The sequence below is a fragment of the uncultured Algoriphagus sp. genome (assembly GCF_963974835.1).
GTDB lineage: Bacteria > Bacteroidota > Bacteroidia > Cytophagales > Cyclobacteriaceae > Algoriphagus.
In genome coordinates, this window is sequence record NZ_CAXBET010000002.1 from 48,473 (window position 1) to 68,874 (window position 20,402).

A 20,402-nucleotide genomic window follows, 5' to 3' on the forward strand; every position below is an offset into this window, starting at 1 on the left:
TTATATACACATGAAGGTTGTCCAGAGTGTCGGTATAGGATTATTTTTGATTGGTATAGCGATCTTCACCATCATGCCATTTTTGGGTAATTACACGCTAACCCGAGAATTGGTTTTGGAGAATACGAAGGATATTCACCAGGAGAAAATGGCTGAGATTCTTAAGCCGATGTATGGTGAAACTTACTCTTCAAATTTTGCTTTCATAGGTGCATTCAACGATAACTTCGACTCCTACAATGATGCATTGAAGGAAGAGTCCAAATGGGATGAAGTGATATGGGATGACTATAGATTTCCGTTGGCACAAAGCTCCATCAGTAGCCCTGTTCGGGATAATCCTTGGCTTTTCTTTATTTTGTCCATAGGACTTGCTGTTCTTGGCGGATTGATGTACAATCTTCCAAAATATCAGGATGAGCCTGAAGGAATCAAAAACAATGGGATTTTCCATTCAGCAATGAAAAACCGGGGCTGGATGGGAATGATTACAGGATCTTATTTGATAATTTTCTACATCATTTTATACTTGTTTCCGGCATTTATAGTGAATCAGGTGTGGATGGTAACACCTCTGAGCATAATTCTGAGTGGCAATCCTGCCAGCCATTGGTTTCTTTACGGGACGATTTATACGTTGGCGATTATCGTGATGGGCGTGCGGATGTTCAGGAAATATAGAGGCAATAAATACCAGCAGCTACGCACTGCTTCAGTGATGTTCTTTCAGACTGCCTTTGCTTTTCTAATCCCGGAAATCCTCGTTTTACTCAATCAGCCATATTTCGATTTCAAAAATATCTGGCCGCTTGATTACGATTTTTTCTACGATTATCAGATTGATACCTTCTTGAGTTCGGGCGGAGTAGGGATGTTTATGTTGATTTGGGGCATCTTACTCATTGTAATTGGAGTTCCTACTTTTACATATTTCTTTGGAAAAAGATGGTATTGCTCCTGGGTTTGTGGCTGTGGAGGATTAGCAGAAACTGTTGGTGATCCTTACAGACAGCTTTCCGATAAGTCTCTGAAAGCTTGGAAATATGAGCGGGTTATTGTTCACAGTGTATTGGTTTTGGCGGTGGTGATGACTGCTTTGACTATTATTAATTACTTTTCCGGCTTTGCGCTATTGGGGAATGTAACGAACCAACTACATTCGTTCTATGGTTTTGCGATTGGTTCGGTCTTCGCCGGGGTAGTTGGTACAGGGTTTTATCCATTCATGGGCAACCGTGTTTGGTGTAGATTTGGATGCCCATTGGCTGCCTATTTAGGCTTGGTTCAACGTTTCAAATCCAGATTCAGAATCACTACCAATGGTGGTCAGTGTATCTCCTGCGGAAATTGCTCAACGCATTGCGAAATGGGAATTGACGTGCGCTGGTATGCGCAGCGGGGACAGGAAATCGTGAGATCCAGTTGTGTAGGATGTGGGGTTTGTTCTTCAGTTTGCCCTCGTGGAGTACTGAAGTTAGAGAACGGTCCGGAAGAAAATAGAATCAACGAAATGCCAATAATCATTGGAAATGATTCCATCAAGATAAATGCGTAAATGATCTTCTTATATATTTTGATTGGGATTTATGCCCTGGGAATGCTGTTTATTTTCCTTTACAGCCTTGCTCAAGGGCATTTGCTTTTGAGCTTCCTTCGCTCAAAAAAGTATATGGGGGACGTGTCTCGTCCTGTACCTGAATCTTGGCCAAAAGTCACCATCCAACTTCCTGTTTACAACGAAATATATGTTGTAGAACGTTTGATAGAGGCAGTTGCAAAGATGAATTACCCTTCAAAGTTGCTTGAGATTCAAGTGTTGGATGACAGCACGGATCAGACAGCAGAGTTAATTCAGAAGAAAATACTCGAGTTTCCAGAACTCGATTTCAAATACATCCATCGAACTGATCGAACCGGCTTTAAAGCGGGAGCTTTGAAGGAAGGTCTCGCCAAAGCTAGCGGTGAGTTTATCGCGATTTTTGATGCGGATTTCGTTCCTGACCCCGATTTTTTGCTAAAAACTATTCCATATTTCTCTTCAAATAAAGTTGGAATGGTGCAGACGCGTTGGACGCATTTGAATAAAAATTATTCCCTACTGACACGCTTGCAGGCATTTGCTTTGGATGCTCATTTTCTGATTGAGCAGATAGGGAGAAACAGCCAACATGCATTTATCAATTTCAATGGTACTGGAGGTGTTTGGCGGAAGTCCTGTATCATCGACGCAGGAGACTGGCAAGACGATACACTGACAGAAGATTTAGATTTGAGTTATCGCGCGCAGCGCAAAGGCTGGGAGTTTGTATACCGACCAGAAATCGAATCTCCTGCCGAGCTTCCTCCGATTATGTCGGCCGTAAAGTCTCAGCAGTTCCGCTGGACAAAAGGAGGAGCTGAGTGTGCTTCAAAGCATGCAAAGGCAGTTTTGAGTCAAGATTTTCCAGTTGGAATCAAGATTCATGCAATGGCTCATTTGTTTAATAGTAGTATTTTCATTGCTATTCTTCTAGTCAGCTTGAGCAGTATTGGCGTGTGGTGGGCTGGAATGCAGGGAATGATTTCTCCCAATCTATTTAGACTTGCGGGTATATTCATGATAGGTTTTGTGATTATTGCAGGAGTGTATTTGGTGGCTTATTTCTACGAAAAGCGAAGTTTCTTGAGAAGCCTAGTTCAGGCAATATATATGTTGCCACTTTTTCTTTCTGTTTCTATGGGGTTGGCTTTGCACAATGCACAGGCAGTTTGGGAAGGTCTTACCGGAAAAAAATCACCCTTTATCCGTACACCAAAATTCAATCTTGAAAGTGGGTCTGGCTTAGCAACTAATCGCTATATCAAGTTTAAAATTCCCGCAACTACCTGGATGGAAGGAGTTTTGATGTTGGTTTTTGCTGGCATGGTTGGGCTTCATATTTATTGGGGCACGTTTGAGATGTTGCCTTTTCACCTGATGCTCTCGGTAGGCTATGGTCTAGTTTTCTTTTCTTCTTTCAAAGCCTACGGTTTAGGCAAATAATACCTGATGCATAATCCTCCAATTATTGATGTAATCATTCCTGCCTACAATGAGGAAAAGTCTATTCCCAAGGTAATTACTGAGATTCCAACCTTGGTGAGGAATATCGTAGTTGCAAATAATAACTCTACTGACAGTACTGGAGAAGTGGCGGGATCTGCTGGCGCAAAGGTGGTTTTCGAACCTCAGAAAGGCTATGGGAAAGCTTGTCTGACTGCTATGGATTGGATAAAAAAGCAGCAAATTCAACCAGATATTGTCGTCTTTCTGGACGGAGATTACAGCGATTATCCTGAAGAGCTATTGGATTTGATTCAGCCAATTTTAGATCAAAAAGCAGACATGGTTATAGGTTCCAGAGCACTTGGAGAGCGGGAATCAGGCTCAATGACTTTTCCGCAGGTATTTGGAAACTGGCTGGCTACGACAATGATGAAGTACATGCAAGGCGCCAAATTCTCTGATTTGGGACCATTTCGGGCGATTGTATGGACTAAGTTGCTTAACTTAAATATGATCGATCAGAACTTCGGTTGGACAATAGAAATGCAGATCAAAGCCCATAAGGCCGGACTTCTCTACACAGAAGTGCCCGTAAATTACCGTAAGCGAATTGGGGTATCTAAAGTTAGCGGAACGGTAAAAGGGGTGTTTGGAGCTGGGTATAAGATTATTTATACGATTTTTAAGTATTGGTGAGGTTTTAGACTTTAGTAGCAAGACATAAGTATCAAGACTAGAGACTTGGTTATTAAGGCTTCAACTGGATTTTAGTAATTTTAGGAATATGAAAAATTTATTCATTCTTGGTTTGGTTTTACTACTTACCTCTTCCTGCAATTCCACAGGAAGAAAAGCGATAGATGAGGAGCAATTTGCTTCACATTGGTATCAGGGAAAGGCTGAGATCAATGTCTTTGACTTGAAGCAAATGCGATATGGTGAAGAGCGGGATGGCAATGCGGTAATGATCTTTGTGACGGAGGACTTTTCCAAACGCAAGCAAGTGAAGGTGGATGATCCTTCTGCTGCAGGAAAGGGAGCTATAAAGGTGATGAAGCTAAATATGACCCGTGATTTTGTGACAGGAGTATATCCTTATCATACCATGTTGTCCGTTTTTACGCCAGTTTATGATGATCTGAACTCTCCTAAAATCACGGCTTCCGTGACTGAATGGTGTGGACAGTCCTTTGCTCAGCTCAACTGGAAAAACAATAAGTACAACATAAATTTATTCTCCTACTTCGAATCCGAGGGTGATCAGGAGTTGTCTATCAGCGCGATGGCGGAGGATGAGATTTTTAATTTGATCAGACTAAATCCCGACTTGGTGCCTACAGGACATAGGAAATTAATCCCAAGTTTGATTTTTAACCGTTTAACACATATTCCTCTTGATGCCGAAAGCGCCGTAATATCCAAGAGAAAAACAGGCGACAATCAAGCTGAAGTCGAAGTGATCTATGAGGAAATTGGAAGAAGGTTGGTGATCAACTATGTGGATGCTTTTCCAAACGAAATCATATCCTGGAAGGAAACTTACACTAAAAAAGATGGTACTGAAGAAGTAACTACCGCAGTTCGGAAAAGTGTGCAAATGCTTGACTATTGGCGTAAAAATGGTCTTCAGGATGAATCGCTTCGCAAAGGCTTAGGACTTTGAATAAGCAGCTTAACAAGCGATTAATCCCATCAATTTGGCTGGCAATGACAGTCGGTTTTTTCTATTTGGCTTACTACATTCCAAGAGAAAATTTCTGGTTGACCTTCTCGATTTACAGCTTGCTTTTCGGAGGAATGCTTGTTCTCTATTTTTTGAGCGCACAGTTGAAGTGGCAATGGATTTTTGTAGGGGGATTACTCATTCGTCTTTCTTTACTACTTGCCATTCCCAAGTGGTCGGATGATTATCCAAGATTTCTTTGGGATGGGGAGTTGGTGAAGATGAATCAAAATCCCTATCTGGAAACTCCGGAATCCTGGCTTCAAAATCATACAGAAGGTTCAAATCCTTATTTGGCTGATCTTTTTGAAGCCATGAATTCACCACAGTATTTTTCGGTTTATCCGCCTTTGAATCAAGCTGTATTTTTTATTGCAGCTTGGGGCGCAAATCTTGATACTAAAACAGGAATTCTGATTTTAAGGGTTATCCTGATTCTAGGCGAGATTGGAGTTTTCTTTGGTTTACTCAAGCTGTTCGATCATTTTCAGCTTGCAGAAAAAAGGTTGATTCTTTATTGGCTGAATCCTTTGGTGATTATGGAAATCACAGGAAATCTTCATTTTGAAGGCTTGGTTCTTCTTCTTTTATTGGCCTCTGTTTATATGCTTCGAAAGAATAGAAATGCGATTTCTGGAGGATTTTGGGGGCTTTCGATTGGAATGAAGTTACTCCCGTTCATGTTGGTTCCTACTTTTTTCTCTTTTGAGAAAACCAGAAAGTCCAAGGCTTTTTGGGTGGGTTCAGCTATTGCGATTGTAGCCAGCTTTGCATGGCTATTGATCGATAATTCCTGGGTCCATTTTCTGCAAAGCTTAAAGCTTTACCAAGGTAAATTTGAATTTAATGCCTCGATCTACTACCTACTCCGGGAAGTTGGCTATTGGGTAAAAGGGTATAATGTCATCGGGGAACTGACGCCGATTCTAAGTGGAATTACCTTAGCCGGAATTCTATACTTTTCTTGGAAAAGGAGGCCTCAAAACCTTTTACAGCTTGTAGACCTTTGGGTTTTGGTCTATTTGTGTTATCTGGTTTTGCAACCTGTGGTACACCCTTGGTATCTGATTCCAGCTTTTGGTTTGAGTTTATTTACTGGTAAAAAAGCCTTTCTGATTTGGACTTTCGCTGTGATATTTTCGTACCAAGCCTATGGCGATCCCAACTACTCAGAAAGCCCGGTTTTTCTTTTCATAGAATATTCCATACTCGCCATTGCTATTTATTGGGATTATTCTAAAACAAACACAAAATCGCTTTTACCTACATGAACTATAAATTTCTTCTCCCTTTTCTCTTATCTCTCTTCTTTTTCTCCTGCACCCAAAGCCCTGAAAAGCAGGCTCAAGAACTTGTCGAAAAGTCAATCTCAGCCCATCAACTTTCAAAGAATTGGGAAAATATTTCAAGCATTAAGTTTAAAAAAATGACTCGCTTGCTGGATGAATCTGGAGTTGTGGAAAGTGAATCTGAACAGTGGGTAGAATTTCGCTTGGAGCCTTATTTTGAAGCCAAATTGACATGGACAAAAGATAGTATACTCCATGTTGTCAATTTCAATGGAAGCAAGACAAGCTATCAAATGGGAGAAAACTCCATACAGAATGATGGCTTTTTGAAAGCTAAAAAAGCTGAAATAGATGCGGCATTTTTTGCTTTTGCTCAGCCATGGAATCTCCTAGATGAGAACGCAACGTTGACTTACGAAGGTGAAAAATCTCTAGAAGATGCAAAGTCGGTTCAATCTATCCGTGTGGATTATGGGCCAGATTCAGATGTGTGGTGGTTTTATTTTGATCCAACTTCATCGAAGTTGATAGCAAATGAACTACATGCGAAGGATCATAAAAGTTTGATTGAAAACCTTAGCTATGACGAAACTACGGGGATAGTATTGGCGAAAGAGCGGAAAAGCTATAGAATAGATGAGACAGGAAAAAAGTTATTTCTTCGGGCTGAATATGTATATTCTGATTACCAAGTAACTTTTGAATAATTGAAACTTTATTGCTTAAAATTTAAAATAATGAAATTGAATTACCTTTTGTTAGGCATAGTTACCATGGCTGTTTTAGCTTCCTGCAACTCAAGAACGGATGCTGAGAAAATTGTGGACAGAGCAATTGAAGCTCACGGAGGAGATTCCTATACCAACTCCAAAATTGAGTTTGATTTCAGAAATATTCATTACACCATTTTCAAAACGCCAGATCACTTTGAGTACATCAGAGAGTTTAAAGACTCTACTGGAAATGTCAAAGATCTCCTGAATAATGATGGTTTTGTGAGAACTGTGAATGGCGCCAAAATAGACACGCTTTCTGAGGAATGGACAGGAAAATATTCCCGCTCAGTTAACTCCGTGGCATACTTCGCATACTTACCTTATGGATTAAATGATCCTTCTGTATTTAAAACCTTATTGGGAGAAACAGAAATAAATGGGGAAAAGTATAATCTAATCAAAGTGACTTTTGCCGAGGAGGGTGGTGGTGACGACTATGACGATGAATTTTTATATTGGATAGGTATTGAAGATTCCATTGTGGATTATATGGCTTACAGCTATCATACTGATGGAGGAGGGGTGAGAATGAGAGAAGTAAGTGGGGTAAATGAAGTAGGTGGAATCCGTTTTCAAAACTACCTTAATCTTAAGCCAGCGGATGAATCTGTATCTGTAGAAAAGATGCAGGAGCTTTACGAATCCGGAGATTTAGAGTTACTTTCAGAGATAAACCTTGAAAATATCAAAGTAGAAGTATTGAATAAATAACCCAGAATGAATCCTAAACGACTGACATTTGAGAATAGAAGTGGCTTAGAACTGTCTGCTCATCTATATTTGCCAGCGGATCAAAAGCCAAAGTTTTATACACTTTTTGCACATTGTTTTACTTGCTCCAAAAATTTCCTGGCCGTCACTCGTATTTGTACCGCCTTGTCCCAAAATGGAATTGCAGCATTGAGCTTTGATTTCACTGGACTTGGCATGAGCGAAGGAGAATTTGCTGAGTCATCTTTTACAAGTAACGTAAGCGATTTGTTGGATGCAGCTGCTTTTTTAGGAAAAGAATACGATATGCCTAAAATGCTCATAGGACATTCGCTTGGAGGAGCCGCGGTTTTATATGCAGCTGCACAACTGAGCAATGTGAATGCCGTAGTCACGATTGGAGCTCCATCTATGCCTTCTCACGTCCGACATTTGTTTACTGATAGTGTCGAGGAAATCGAAAAAAACGGGCTAGCAAATGTCACTATAGGCGGCCGTCCTTTTAAGATCAGTAAAAGTTTTGTAGATGATTTGGAGCAAAGACCATTAGCCACATTCTTAAATAAACTGAGAAAATCGCTTCTGATCATGCATTCGCCTCAAGACAAAATTGTCGAAATCAGCAATGCGGCCGAGATTTATAATGCAGCCCATCATCCCAAGAGTTTTATATCCTTAGATGGCGCGACTCATTTAATTTCAAATCCTCTGGATAGCGAGTACATCGCAGAGGTAATAGGAAGTTGGAGTAAGCGGTACGTGCTGGTGGAGAAGATAGATAAGCCAAATGATACGAGAGGTAATCAGGTTTTCGTGAGACTTTCCGGGGAGAAATACACCACCGAAGTGATGACTCCGAATCATCATTTAATAGCTGATGAGCCTATAGATGTGGGTGGGGCAGATTTGGGGCCAAATCCGTACGACCTGCTTATGGCATCGCTTGGAAGCTGTACTGCAATGACTTTGAAAATGTATGCCGAGCGTAAAAAGTGGCCTTTGGAGCAGGTTTCTGTCTTTCTCAATCACGAAAAAGTGCATTTAGCAGATAGTGAAAATCCTGAGGAATCTTCTGCTAAAGTCAGTCAATTTACCCGAATAATAGAAATAGAAGGCGACTTTGATCCAGAACAAAGACAGAAATTATTGGAGATATCCAACAAATGTCCTGTGCATCGCACACTTCAGGAGGAAATTATTATTCAAACCATGTTGGCGAAATGAAGAAGGGCTGGTCGAGAAATTATTTGCTAAGTTCAGTACTAGTACTTCTAGGTCTGAGTTTGTGGGCAGTTTTTCCGATTCAGCCTGACTTGGTCATAGCCGCAGAAAAATGGAAAGGCGTATGCTGGGTAGGAAGTAGATCACCACTTTTGGGACCGGAACTGGAAGCCCTCAAAGCGACAGGAGCAGATGCACTTTCGCAGACGCCATTTGGCTGGCAAACTGAAAAGAATACTCCAGAAATCCGCTGGGACACGAATAATGAAAACAAATGGTGGGGGGAATCCTCACTGGGAATCAAAGCGACTTTTGATTCTTCAGCTCGTCATGGTATCATGAATATGCTCAAGCCACATCTCTGGGTTCGCGGAAGTTGGCCGGGGGAGATTGAGATGAAGAATAAGGAGGATTGGAAGACTTGGTTTAAGAATTACGAGGGGTTTATCTTGGATTATGCAAAGATGGCCGAGGAGCATAAAATCCCTATGCTTTGCGTAGGAACTGAGCTGGAAATGACATCAGATCGGGAAGAAGATTGGAGAAAGGTGATTGCGGAGATTCGAAAAGTCTATTCCGGAAAGCTCGTTTATGCAGCCAATTTTACTGAGTTTGAGCATGTCGAATTTTGGGATGCCTTGGATTACATCGGTATTCAGGCATATTTTCCACTTTCCACCAAAACAAATCCAGATCTATCTGACCTCAAATCAGGGTGGAAGAAAAATTTACCTAGAATCGATAAAGTCGTCAGAAAATATCAAAAACCCGTGATGTTCACAGAGATTGGCTATTGCAATACAGTTGACGCAGCAAAAGAACCGTGGGTTTGGCCAAATGAACGCAGGGAAACAGAGCTTTCTGAAGAGATGCAGGCGCTTTGCTATGAGGCATTTTTTGAAACTGCTTGGAAAGAATCCTGGATGGCAGGAGTGTTCTTCTGGAAATGGTATCCGGAAGGAAAGCATCGCGATCCAGATTTTACTCCTCAAGGAAAAATGGCTGAGCAGGTCATGTCAAAATACTTTTTAGCAGATTGATTCTTAGCGGATTATTTGATCTAAGTCATTTTTTAAAGATTCGTAACCACTTACTTTTGCACCGAAGAATCCAAACAGTCCTTCCTTTAGAAATTTGCTGGAAAAGTGAATAATCGCCTATTACTTTTAAGCCTACATTTAGTTTCCTAAAATGTATCCCATACAGATGTGAAAAGTAACTAACTTCATTTGTTACGCTGTGATGACCGAGAGCCAAAAGCTTTCGGTTTTTTTATTTGTAAGGTGACAGTACTTCCTTTATTTTTTTATTAATTAGAAATGTCAATTGAATAATGCTATATGAAAAATAACCAAAGAAGAGAGTTCTTGAAATCCACCGGAATGGTTGGTTTAGGGCTTTTCGGAGCGGGCAGTACCCTCGCCAATGAATTTGAAGCACTTCCTTTTCAAGCTAAAAAGGGAGTAAATAGAATTCAATCATTCAATATGAGCGGTTTTGCTGCTCCCAAAATTGATACTGTACGTATTGGGATTGTTGGACTTGGTATGAGAGGCCCTGGGGCCGTTGATCGATTGAGCAAAATAGAAAATGTAGAAATTAAAGCGCTTTGTGATTTGCTTCCTGAGCGAGTAGAAAAGGCTAAGGAGCAACTGAAAGGCACACCACATACCCCAGAGGGCTATTCTGGCAACGCATATTCTTTCAAAGAAATGATGGATCGTGATGATCTTGATTTGATATATATCGCTACTCCTTGGGAATGGCATACTCCAATGGCAGTCTATGCTATGGAAGCTGGCAAACATGCTGCCTGCGAAGTACCTATTGCTAGGACACTTGATGAATGCTGGCAATTGGTGGAGACTTCGGAGCGCACTAAGAAGCATTGTATGCAGTTGGAGAATTGTTGCTATGATTTCTTTGAGTTGATGACTTTGAAAATGGCCCGTGAGGGTTATTTTGGAGAAGTATTGCATGTAGAGGGTGCGTACATCCACGATTTGCTTTCCTTAAATTTCAATAAGGAAAATGGCTACCAGGATATGTGGAGGCTGAAAGAGAACTACCGGAATGGAAATCTTTATCCTACACATGGACTTGGTCCAATTTGTCAAATCCTGAATATCAACAGAGGTGATCAGATGGATTATTTGACTTCCACTTCTTCCAATGATTTCTCGATGCATGCTGAGGCAAAGAAATTAGCTGAACAGGATAATTTCTTTGCGTCCTACGCAGGCAAGAAATTCAGAGGAAATATGAATACTTCAGTGGTGAAGACCAAGAATGGGAAGACGATCATGATTCAGCATGATGTGTCATCACCTCGTCCATATTCCAGACTTCATGTAGTGAGTGGTACAGAGGCATATGCCCAGAAATATCCAACACCACAGGTAGCAAAAGGACATGGTTGGTTGAAGGAGGAAGAATTCAAGGATTTGGAAACCAAATACACTCCAGAGATTATTCAGAAAGTAGGGGAGTTGGCCAAAAAAGTGGGCGGTCACGGAGGCATGGACTTTATGATGGATTGGCGACTAATAGATTGCTTGAGAAACGGCCTTCCCCTAGATCAGGATGTGTATGATGCGGCACTTTGGAGCTGTATTTCTCCTTTGAGTGAGTGGTCAGTAGCAAATAGATCCAATTCTATTGATGTACCTGATTTCACGGGTGGAAACTGGAAAACCAATGCTCCAGTAAACATAACCCTCTCAGGTGGAGGTACCACAGGAGTGAGAGTATAATTTGGGAGATGTGAGATCACATTTCAAATAAAAGTCAAAATAAAGCCCGCTGATTAAAATAATGAGCGGGCTTTTAAATGCATTGCTTTCTACATAGCGTGATCACGCGGCACATCTATTCCATTCCAAATTTTTCTGGAAGTCCAATCCTCAGCGGGATCGGTCCAAAATGAATGGGTAGCTGGAAGACCTAATGGCAAAAATCCTAAAGTACACAAGTAAAGGGATCCCGTGCTGATATAAGGTTCGGCTAGACTAGGTTGGTGTCCTACCAGCCCAAGTTGTAGCCATCCATTTTCATCAAATGTACCTTTTGCTCCGAAAAGCTTAGAATAAACTGCCGTTAAAGCAGACCGAACCTGACCTTGTGATAGTTCTTCGTTAAGAAGTCCTTTGTAAGCAATTTCTGCCAATGGCTGGAAAGCCCCCGATCTGTAGCAAATCGATCTTCCGATAGGAGGATAGGTGCCTTCTGGCGAAATCATTAATTCCTGCTGCCGGGCAAATCTCTGCATACGCTTTACAGCTTCTTCAAGATCTTTTTCATAGGATTTTTGGACTTTTGATGCCACTTCCAAAACTTGGATTAGCATAGGCTGAATCACATATCCATTGTAGAAATCCAGATGGAAATCATCACCATCGCCATACCAACCGTCTCCTAAGTACCAATCTTGATGTTTCTTCACTGCAAAATCAATCCGCATCATGTCTCCCTGATCACCTACAAAAAACAGGAAAGCATCCAGCATTGCTCCAAATAGCAACCAATTATTATAAAAAGGTTTAATCGCTAATTTTTGTGCATGGATCTCTTTTATGAATCTTGCTTTTGTGTCAGCATCCAATGGCTCCCACAGTGCTTTTGGGGCGCGCATAATTCCATGAACAAGGAATGCACCATCTACCAGCGGCTGAGCACCTTTGGTCCAGTTTAAATAATCCGGAGAATTTGGGTCCACACCATTAGAAATACTTTTTAAAGCTTTCTCCCGAAGCTCTTTCTGGGCACCCGCTTCCTCAGAACTGATATCTTCTAATTCAAGCCATGGCGCCAATCCGGCTAGAGTTCTTCCTAAAACTTCCAAATAGGTAACCGACGCACGGTCTGCGTAAGCATCAGGAGGAGTTTCCAAAGGCATGAGTTCCGTCAGTTTTTCCTGGCTCATGGCATCTAGTACCGGATGTGATATTTTATACAGGAGGTCGACCCAAACTTTGCGATCACTATTTGCCTTTGCTTTTTCCTCACTGGCGCTGGCAAGGGTCGGTAATCCCATAAGTGATCCCAAAGCAGGGATTGCTTTAATAAAATCTCTTCTTTTAAACATTGTTATTTTTTGGCAGGGGCAGATGCCAAACCTTCATTGACGACTTGATCCAGCTTTTTCTGATCACCCATATATTCAGTGAGATCAATCAGACGAACGGTTCTAAAATCAATTGGATGACTTTCGCTTTGTAGTGATATCCATCCACCATTCAGCATCTGGCCATCTACTTTTACTTTTGGATCGACTGGACTTACATTTCCACCACCCATTTGAGGTTTTGTATAGCTGATTACAGTATCCTTTCCAACGAGATGGTGCACATCACCATTCCCCAAAACAATGAAATTGGCAGTTACCCACTGATCACCATGGTAGGTTTCTGAAGTAGAATTGATACAGTGAGAAGTGATGAGTTTATCTTCCATCACCACGTTGGTACCTGGAGTACAGAGATTACATGTAGTTCTTTTGTCGGTGCCATTCCCTCCTAGGAATTGAGCTTCGATAGATATTGGAAAATCCTGATCTTTCAACATAGTTTTTGGGTCCTGACAATGAAGCATTGCCCCACTATTTCGGGTAGCCCAGCCTTCACCTCCATTTGCTTGCTCACCTACAAATCTGTATTCCACCTGAAGAAGGTAATTGGAAAATGGTTTATTGAAGAAAATATGTCCATACTGTTGGTCAAACTGATCATAGCCGTCGTAACGAACTTTCATCAATCCATCTTCCACACGGAAAGTGTTGGCGAAATTATCATTCAATTCATGCGTACGGATCTTTATAGACCAATCGTCTATATCTTTTCCATTGAAAAGCGTTTGCCACTTTGGTTTTTTAGCTTCGACATGGGCATAGTTAAATGCAAAGCCAAAGCCTGCCAGGCAAAGGACTCCAATTAGCATAATTTTTTTCATCTTGCTCGATTTCATTATTGTTTAGGGGTTTATTAATCGCAGGGTGACCAAAACTGGGTAGTGGTCGGAGAATGGCACATCAATTACTTTGTAATCAACCAGCTCGAAGCTTTTTGAATCATACCAGACATAGTCTATCCTCTTTCCATTTTCAGAAGAGTAGGTGGGTGATTTATCATTTGCTAGCATTCCGGCATCACTCCATTTTGAAGAGATACTTTTATATTCTTTTGAGGATGGGGCAAAATTTAAATCCCCTGCCCATAATACTGGCTGGGGTAGCGAATCGGCATAGGACGTAACCGCAGCTACTTGAGCAGTTCTATTTTCTTCAAATTGATGGCATAGGTGTGTCGCTCCAAAATAAAGTTCCTGTTTATTTTCTAATTGTATTTTCACCCAGGCAGCAGCTCGAGGTTCTCCACCAGCGGGAGTTGGCAAATTTTGTGTACTGAAGTTTATACCATTCTTCACCAATACGCCTTCACCATAACCTCCTTCGGCATAATCCATTGCTTTGGCGAAGTAACTTTGATAGCCGGTCATTTTCCCAAGTTCAGCTACCCAATTGATTTTCTCACCATAAATTCCTTCCAAACGAGTAGTCATGCTGTCCATTTCCTGCAGTGCCACCACTTCCGGCTGAAGTTTAAGTATGAGATTTGCAACCTCATCCAGATTTGGTTTTCCCAGTGATTCGGGTTTTTCACCATGGTAAATGTTATAAGTAAGCACTTTAAATTCTAGATTTTTCTCCTGTGCGAAAGTAGTCCATGTCAAAGTCAGTAAAAAAGTAATAGTGAGTAGAGATGCTTTTATCATAACATGATCATTTTTCCCTAGGCTATGCTGTATGTCGAAAATAGAATTTAAATAAATCAGAATGGAAGATAATGATTTTAGCTATTGATGGGAATCAAAAATGACTTTGGCATCTTCCCTTTTATTTTTACGGTTTATTTAAGCTAATTGGTAAGAGTATGCGTAGAGGGATAAGGAATGGTTAGTTGTGAAATAGTTGTATCTTATTGCAACCATTCTTTTCCACGGTGGTTTTAAAGTTGTTTTATCAGTTATGTTAATATCTATCCTTTGAAAAAAATTCTATGGGCCTTGGGAATTGTAATTCTGCTAGGCGTTGTCTCAATATTTTTGGTTGAAAAATGGCTGATAAAAACACTGCCTGAGCGGATTAATGCAAAAGAGGATCGAGCTTACGATATTCTGTTTGAAGATGTGGATGTGCAGTTGTTCAGAGGAAGTATAGAACTTCAGCATATTTCGCTTCGACCGGTGAAGGATAGTATGGCGACTACGATTACAGGTACTATGGAGACCCTTAGGCTGGGTGGATTGAATATGCTTGGATTCATATTTGGTAATGTGCTGGATATTGGAGAGCTAAGACTGGAAGTCCCTAAATTTATTTTGATCAGAAACGACTCCATATCCCAAAAACCGGCGGATGTATCCATGGCATTTCAGGGATTTTTTGGAGATATAGTTTCCCGGGGAGTTATCCATAATTTTATCTTGAATGAAGGTTCAGGTGAGTTTTATACCCAATCTGATTCTTTGAGGAAATTTGGAAGTTTTGATAGCTTTCATATTTCAGCTGTCAATCTGGAAACGGATTCTATCAGGTTGAATTATGCCATTCCTTTCAAGCTGGAAAGCATAAATACCCGTCTGAAGAATTTACTGATTAACATCGATAAAGAGCAGACATTTACTTTGGGCGAATTGAATTATGACTCGAAGCAAGATTCATTCGATTTCTACGATATGAAATTGGCTTATGACGATTCGAATCTGGAAGTAGCCAGGAGATCAGATGTGCAAAAAGATTACATTGAAATTGACTTGAAGCATCTGAAGATTGAACAAATAAATGCGCGTAGTAGCATTTATGGGAATTGGTCTATTGTTGCAAACTTGATGACTATAGATAGTCTGATTCTTCATGACCTAAGAAATAAAAATAAGCCACGTCCCATTGATGAACCCGAGAAGCCAATGTTTGAAGGGATGGTTGAGCTTATTCCCTTTCCACTCGAAGTAGACACCATAAAAGTCCTTAATTCCCAAATAACCTATTCTCAGATTTCTGAAGGAAAGACAAAACCAGGTAGCCTTAATTTTGAGCAGCTTTCAGCACTTATCACTCATGCTGTATCAATAGATTCACTTCAGTCCGGCGAGATGAATATTCATGGCGAAGCAGTTCTTAATGGTTTTGCTCCCATGCGAATGGATGTGACCGTACCTTATGGTAAAGATAAAGCGGAGGAGAAGTTTCATCTTGAGGCAAGTGTGGACCCATTTGGATTACCTTCATTAAATGGTATACTCGGAGATTTGGTGTCTGTAAATATCAATTCAGGAACCATGGAAAAGCTGGAAATCACCATGGATGCAAATCCTCGCTTTTCTTCCAATTTCATGAAATTCCATTACAAGGATCTGAAACTGGAGCTTCGAGACGAGAATGAGAAAAAGAAGAAGCTCATGTCCACAATTTCAAATATTTTGATTTCGAGTAATAATCTGCCAGAAAACAGGAATTATAAAACGGCATCTTTCCAAACTGTTAGAAATAAATACCGTGGTACATTTAATCTAATATGGGAGTCCTTAAGGGAGGGAATGTTGGAAATTGCTCCAGGAGATCTAATGCAACTATTGCTTCACGAACAAGATCCTGCGGATAAGGGCAAGAGAAGATAATTTAGAACTACTCTATTTTAAACTGCTCTAATAGACCATTCACCAATCAGAATCACAAAAAAAGGCTCTCCAATTTGGAGAGCCTTATGCAGAGTCCAAGCACCACGCCTATTCAATTAGTGCTCTTCTTCTGTCAAATCCATAATATGTATGGACATCATTGATGAATTCATGCTGAGGACCTACTGGCCAGTTGTCATTATCAAAACCTGGAGCGTTTTCTAGCTTTTGCTTGTCGACGTTCACAATGATTACATCACGTTGGTGACCGTGAAAATCAAACGCCTCCCAAGGAAGAGCTAGCAACTTACTTCCAAGATTTAGGAAACCTGAATCTACTGCCAGAACAACATAGGCTACTTCTCCGGTTTCGGTGTCAAGCATGATGTCCTTAATAGATCCTACTGATTCATCTCTTATTGTCTTTACTGTGCATTTAGCAGCAGTGGAACTACTGATCGGAAAATGATAATCGGTATTCATGGTTAAGTTGGTTTATGTGAATATTATTGTTATTAATATTAATAATCCAAGCTCATGCCATGTCCCAAAAACGTGGTTTTGAGAGGGTTGACAAGTTTTTTTAAGAAATTTTATGTGGTTTGGAAGGGCGAAGTGGGTAATGAATTTCACAGATGGAATTATAGAAAAATCCGCATAAAACCGATTATCCTAAATAAGGAAATTGACTTGATAATAGATAAAAAAATGTAGGCTTTTATTTTAATGAGCTGGACCTTTCTTTTCTCATTTCCTCAGATATTTCTCTATCCAATGAATTTGAACTTTCCTCCAAATTTTTTACAATATTCTTATGATTGATTTCATCTCGGTTTTGCGAAAGTTTTCTGCTTCCATGCACTTCAGTTATCAGGATCTCAAAACCAACTAGAGCCATTATCTGCTTGGCTACATAATCGACACTCATAGTGTCTATGCTTACCCGATTTGGCCTTCCTTCTTCATAAGTGTTTACCAGTTTCTTTAGATGATCCATTAGCTTTTCTCCCCGAATAAGTTTGATTTTTCCATACACATGCACGGCTAGATAATTCCATGTAGGGACGTTTTCGTGGTTATACCAAGAAGAAGAAATGTACGCGTGAGGTCCTTGAAAGATTACCATTACTTCCTGATCATCAGCTAGGTTTTTCCATTGCGGATTTGCTTTAGCTATGTGTCCTGAAAGTACAGCTTTCCCATCTTCATTTTCATCTATGACCAATGGTAAATGCGTTGCCCATGGTTTGCTGTCAATCTGGGAAACAAGCGTGGCAAAAGCATTCTTTTTTAAAAAAGCCAATACTTCAGCATCGTCTTTCCAGCGGTTAAGTAGGTGGATATACATGGCAATTATTTTCAGATTTATGCTTAAAAAACGGAAATTAGGAATTGGAGTAGAAAGTATAAGATTTAGAACTCCATTTTATTCATTTTTAAAAATAGTAGTTTCGCTTAATGGAAAATCAAAGTACTGACAAGTTAGAGCTAGCCGCTAAGTTTGTCAACAATACCGGAGCACCGATTTTTTTGACTGGAAAAGCAGGGACAGGGAAGACTACCTTTCTGAAAAACCTTGCATTGCAAACCCATAAAAGCCATGTAATCGTAGCCCCTACGGGTATAGCGGCGCTAAATGCTGGTGGAGTGACCATCCATTCCCAGTTTCTATTTCCTCTTGGATTTTTTCTTCCAGTGAATGAACCTGAGGGTAATTTTTCTGACCAATACGGTTGCTTTACTCAGCATACCTTGATTAGAAAACACCCACTGAATGCCCTCAGAAAAAACGTACTGAAATCTATAGAACTTCTCGTGATTGATGAGGTCAGTATGCTCCGGGCTGATGTGCTAGATGCAATAGATTACAGACTTAGGAGTGTGAAAAGAAACTTTAATACGCCTTTCGGTGGCGTGCAGATTTTGATGATTGGAGATCTTTTTCAACTTCCTCCGATTGTTAGGGAAAATGAATGGCAGGTGCTTAGAAAGTTTTATCCGAGCATGCACTTTTTCGAAGCCAGGGTTTTGCAGGATTCAGGATTGGTTTATTTGGAGTTGGATAAGATTTTCCGTCAGCAAGACGAGGACTTTATCCAGGTACTTAATCATTTGAGAGAGTATGCGGTGACTGATCGGGACATCGCGCTATTGAATAAGCACTATAAAACGCAGGATGAGATAGCTGAAGTCAAAGACTGCATTACGATCACCACACACAATTATAAAGCTGACCAAATCAATCGGGATCGTTTGATGGCCCTAAAAAATGAATCAAAGTTTTACGAAGCTGACATAGAAAATGACTTTCCTGAGAATATTTATCCACTTCCAAAATCACTTGAACTTCGGGTTGGTGCTCAGGTAATGTTTATCAAAAATGATTCTTCAGGAAATCAGGATTACTTCAATGGTAAGCTGGCAACTGTGGAGGAATTGAAGGATGATTCCATTAAGGTGATTTTGGAAGGGAAGCGCAATGTATACCAGTTGCGAAAGGAAATCTGGGAAAACAAGAAGTACGTGATCAATCCGGATACCAAGGAATTGGAGGAGGAAGTGATTGGCACATTCAGTCAATATCCAATCAAAACCGCATGGGCTGTCACAGTGCACAAAAGCCAAGGATTGACTTTCGATCAGGCGATTATAGATGTGGGAAATGCTTTTGCTCCAGGGCAAGTGTATGTGGCTTTAAGCCGCTTGAGAAGTCTCGAAGGGTTAATCTTAAGAACAAGAATTCAGAACAATTCTTTACAGTCGGATTCTCAGGTGCAGAATTTTGTGGAAAGTGCCAAGAAAAATTCAAAGCTAGATGAATTATTGGGCGCTTACCAGCAGCGATACCTTTCGCTTTTGACTGGAGAAACATTCGATTTAACAGGCCTAATCCAAGAGATCAATAGCTTTCAACGTAAAAATGATAGCTCGCTTGAATTTGAAGATCCCGGGATGCAAAAGGCAGTGGGTGAGATCGCAGCTTTGATCAAAAATGAGGTGGTGACTGCAGGTAAATTCAGTAATCAACTTCGCTTTCTTTTACAACAAAATGATAAAGAGAAATTAATGGAGCGGTTGGATAAGGGCTCTTCTTATTTTCAGGATTTTTTGAAAAAGGCTTTGGAAAAAATCCTTATACACCGGGCTGAAGTGGAGCGGTATTCACGAACCAAAACTTATGCAAATAATCTGGAAGAGATAGAGGTGAGTTTACTGAGAAAATATGGAGAGATCAGCAAGGTCAGTCAGTTGATTTCCTCGATTATGGAAGGCAAAATTCCCGGAAAGATGAATGATCTGGAACAGGATCAAATCAATCTGAGACTTCGATTGGCTGAGTCTGCCAAACAAGCTGCAGCTGACAATCCCAAATTTGCCAACAATAAATCCGGTAGGAAAAAGAGCGGCAAAGCAAATCTCAAGAGAAAAGTAGGAGAGACCTACGAGATTACATTTGGGATGATCAATGATGGTAAGAGCATAGGAGATATCGTCGTGGCCCGTGGATTGGCGGAATCAACAATTAAAAGTCACTTGGCCAAGGGAATTCAAGAGGGAAGAGTGGAGTTGGAGGACTGCTTACCATTGGAGGTTATTGCGGAGATCAATTCGCAAATTGAAAACATCAGGAATTTGCAGGCCTTGCGGATTCATTTTGAAGGAAAATATGATTACAATACGATCAAAATGGTAGTGGCCGGAAAAAGTGATACTTAAATAGAAAAAATCAAATAAGAGGAGCATGATCGTCAGCTGGCTCATTTTTCATCGCTTATCTGGCAAGACCAAGGGAAGTAAGTATTGATTTGACGGAGATGACCGGAAAATGCTTTTTGATTGCGGTATAATCCTAAAATAGATAGAAAGAATTCTTTTAGAATAATTAGTTCATTTGTGCCTTTGACTATTTCTCCTTATTCAAATGGAAAGGAAGATGATAATGTAAAAAGAGAGGCTATTAGCCTCTCTTTTTACATTATTGG

17 protein-coding genes are annotated in these 20,402 nt (G+C 40.4%); 12 read left to right on the plus strand and 5 right to left on the minus strand.

Annotation, left to right across the window (positions count from 1 at the left end):
* Window positions 1–10: 10 nt before the first annotated feature.
* From AACZ73_RS06340 to AACZ73_RS06385, 10 genes are all read left to right on the plus strand, one after another.
* On the plus strand, window positions 11–1,555 hold the full coding sequence (locus AACZ73_RS06340; RefSeq protein ID WP_339876429.1) for a 4Fe-4S binding protein: 1,545 nt from the start codon (window positions 11–13) through the stop codon (window positions 1,553–1,555).
* On the plus strand, window positions 1,556–3,022 hold the full coding sequence (locus AACZ73_RS06345) for a cellulose synthase family protein (protein ID WP_339876431.1): 1,467 nt from the start codon (window positions 1,556–1,558) through the stop codon (window positions 3,020–3,022).
* 6 nt (window positions 3,023–3,028) lie between these two features.
* Complete coding sequence (locus tag AACZ73_RS06350; protein ID WP_339876432.1) at window positions 3,029–3,721, plus strand: glycosyltransferase family 2 protein; 693 nt, start codon at window positions 3,029–3,031, stop codon at window positions 3,719–3,721.
* A gap of 88 nt (window positions 3,722–3,809) precedes the next feature.
* Complete coding sequence (locus AACZ73_RS06355; RefSeq protein ID WP_339876434.1) at window positions 3,810–4,688, plus strand: hypothetical protein; 879 nt, start codon at window positions 3,810–3,812, stop codon at window positions 4,686–4,688.
* Between the two features lie 44 nt (window positions 4,689–4,732).
* The gene (locus tag AACZ73_RS06360; protein ID WP_339876436.1) at window positions 4,733–6,019 is read left to right on the plus strand and encodes a glycosyltransferase 87 family protein; all 1,287 of its coding nucleotides are present in this window, start codon (window positions 4,733–4,735) and stop codon (window positions 6,017–6,019) included.
* On the plus strand, window positions 6,016–6,744 hold the full coding sequence (locus tag AACZ73_RS06365; protein ID WP_339876437.1) for a DUF6503 family protein: 729 nt from the start codon (window positions 6,016–6,018) through the stop codon (window positions 6,742–6,744). Before AACZ73_RS06360 ends, AACZ73_RS06365 begins: the two co-directional genes overlap by 4 nt.
* Window positions 6,745–6,774: 30 nt before the next feature.
* Window positions 6,775–7,524, plus strand: coding sequence for a DUF6503 family protein (locus AACZ73_RS06370; RefSeq protein WP_339876439.1), 750 nt, complete (start codon window positions 6,775–6,777; stop codon window positions 7,522–7,524).
* Between the two features lie 6 nt (window positions 7,525–7,530).
* Window positions 7,531–8,748: an alpha/beta fold hydrolase gene (locus AACZ73_RS06375; RefSeq protein WP_339876441.1), complete on the plus strand. Its 1,218-nt coding sequence runs from the start codon at window positions 7,531–7,533 to the stop codon at window positions 8,746–8,748.
* Window positions 8,745–9,785: a hypothetical protein gene (locus tag AACZ73_RS06380; RefSeq protein ID WP_339876443.1), complete on the plus strand. Its 1,041-nt coding sequence runs from the start codon at window positions 8,745–8,747 to the stop codon at window positions 9,783–9,785. Before AACZ73_RS06375 ends, AACZ73_RS06380 begins: the two co-directional genes overlap by 4 nt.
* A gap of 300 nt (window positions 9,786–10,085) precedes the next feature.
* Window positions 10,086–11,498 (plus strand): Gfo/Idh/MocA family oxidoreductase, encoded by a 1,413-nt coding sequence (locus AACZ73_RS06385; protein WP_339876445.1) that lies wholly within the window; start codon window positions 10,086–10,088, stop codon window positions 11,496–11,498.
* An 89-nt stretch (window positions 11,499–11,587) separates the two neighbouring features.
* Here the strand turns inward: AACZ73_RS06385 and AACZ73_RS06390 are convergent, their stop codons facing one another.
* From AACZ73_RS06390 to AACZ73_RS06400, 3 genes are read right to left on the minus strand one after another with little or no spacing between them, the layout of a single operon-like run.
* Entirely contained in the window at window positions 11,588–12,829 is a 1,242-nt protein-coding gene (locus AACZ73_RS06390) for a DUF2264 domain-containing protein (protein ID WP_339876447.1), read from the minus strand.
* Between the two features lie 2 nt (window positions 12,830–12,831).
* Window positions 12,832–13,692: a DUF1080 domain-containing protein gene (locus tag AACZ73_RS06395; RefSeq protein ID WP_339876448.1), complete on the minus strand. Its 861-nt coding sequence runs from the start codon at window positions 13,690–13,692 to the stop codon at window positions 12,832–12,834.
* 21 nt (window positions 13,693–13,713) lie between these two features.
* On the minus strand, window positions 13,714–14,514 hold the full coding sequence (locus AACZ73_RS06400; protein ID WP_339876450.1) for an endonuclease/exonuclease/phosphatase family protein: 801 nt from the start codon (window positions 14,512–14,514) through the stop codon (window positions 13,714–13,716).
* 270 nt (window positions 14,515–14,784) lie between these two features.
* Here AACZ73_RS06400 and AACZ73_RS06405 point away from each other — a divergent pair, with 270 nt between their 5' ends.
* The gene (locus AACZ73_RS06405; RefSeq protein ID WP_339876452.1) at window positions 14,785–16,419 is read left to right on the plus strand and encodes a hypothetical protein; all 1,635 of its coding nucleotides are present in this window, start codon (window positions 14,785–14,787) and stop codon (window positions 16,417–16,419) included.
* 108 nt (window positions 16,420–16,527) lie between these two features.
* Here AACZ73_RS06405 and AACZ73_RS06410 read toward each other — a convergent pair whose 3' ends face one another.
* Together AACZ73_RS06410 and AACZ73_RS06415 are read right to left on the minus strand one after the other, a co-directional pair.
* Complete coding sequence (locus tag AACZ73_RS06410; RefSeq protein ID WP_339876454.1) at window positions 16,528–16,902, minus strand: PRC-barrel domain-containing protein; 375 nt, start codon at window positions 16,900–16,902, stop codon at window positions 16,528–16,530.
* 235 nt (window positions 16,903–17,137) lie between these two features.
* On the minus strand, window positions 17,138–17,767 hold the full coding sequence (locus AACZ73_RS06415) for an FMN-binding negative transcriptional regulator (RefSeq protein ID WP_339876456.1): 630 nt from the start codon (window positions 17,765–17,767) through the stop codon (window positions 17,138–17,140).
* Between the two features lie 110 nt (window positions 17,768–17,877).
* On the opposite strand from AACZ73_RS06415, the gene AACZ73_RS06420 reads away from it, so the two are divergent.
* Window positions 17,878–20,136 (plus strand): helix-turn-helix domain-containing protein, encoded by a 2,259-nt coding sequence (locus tag AACZ73_RS06420; protein WP_339876457.1) that lies wholly within the window; start codon window positions 17,878–17,880, stop codon window positions 20,134–20,136.
* The last annotated feature ends 266 nt before the right edge of the window (window positions 20,137–20,402 follow it).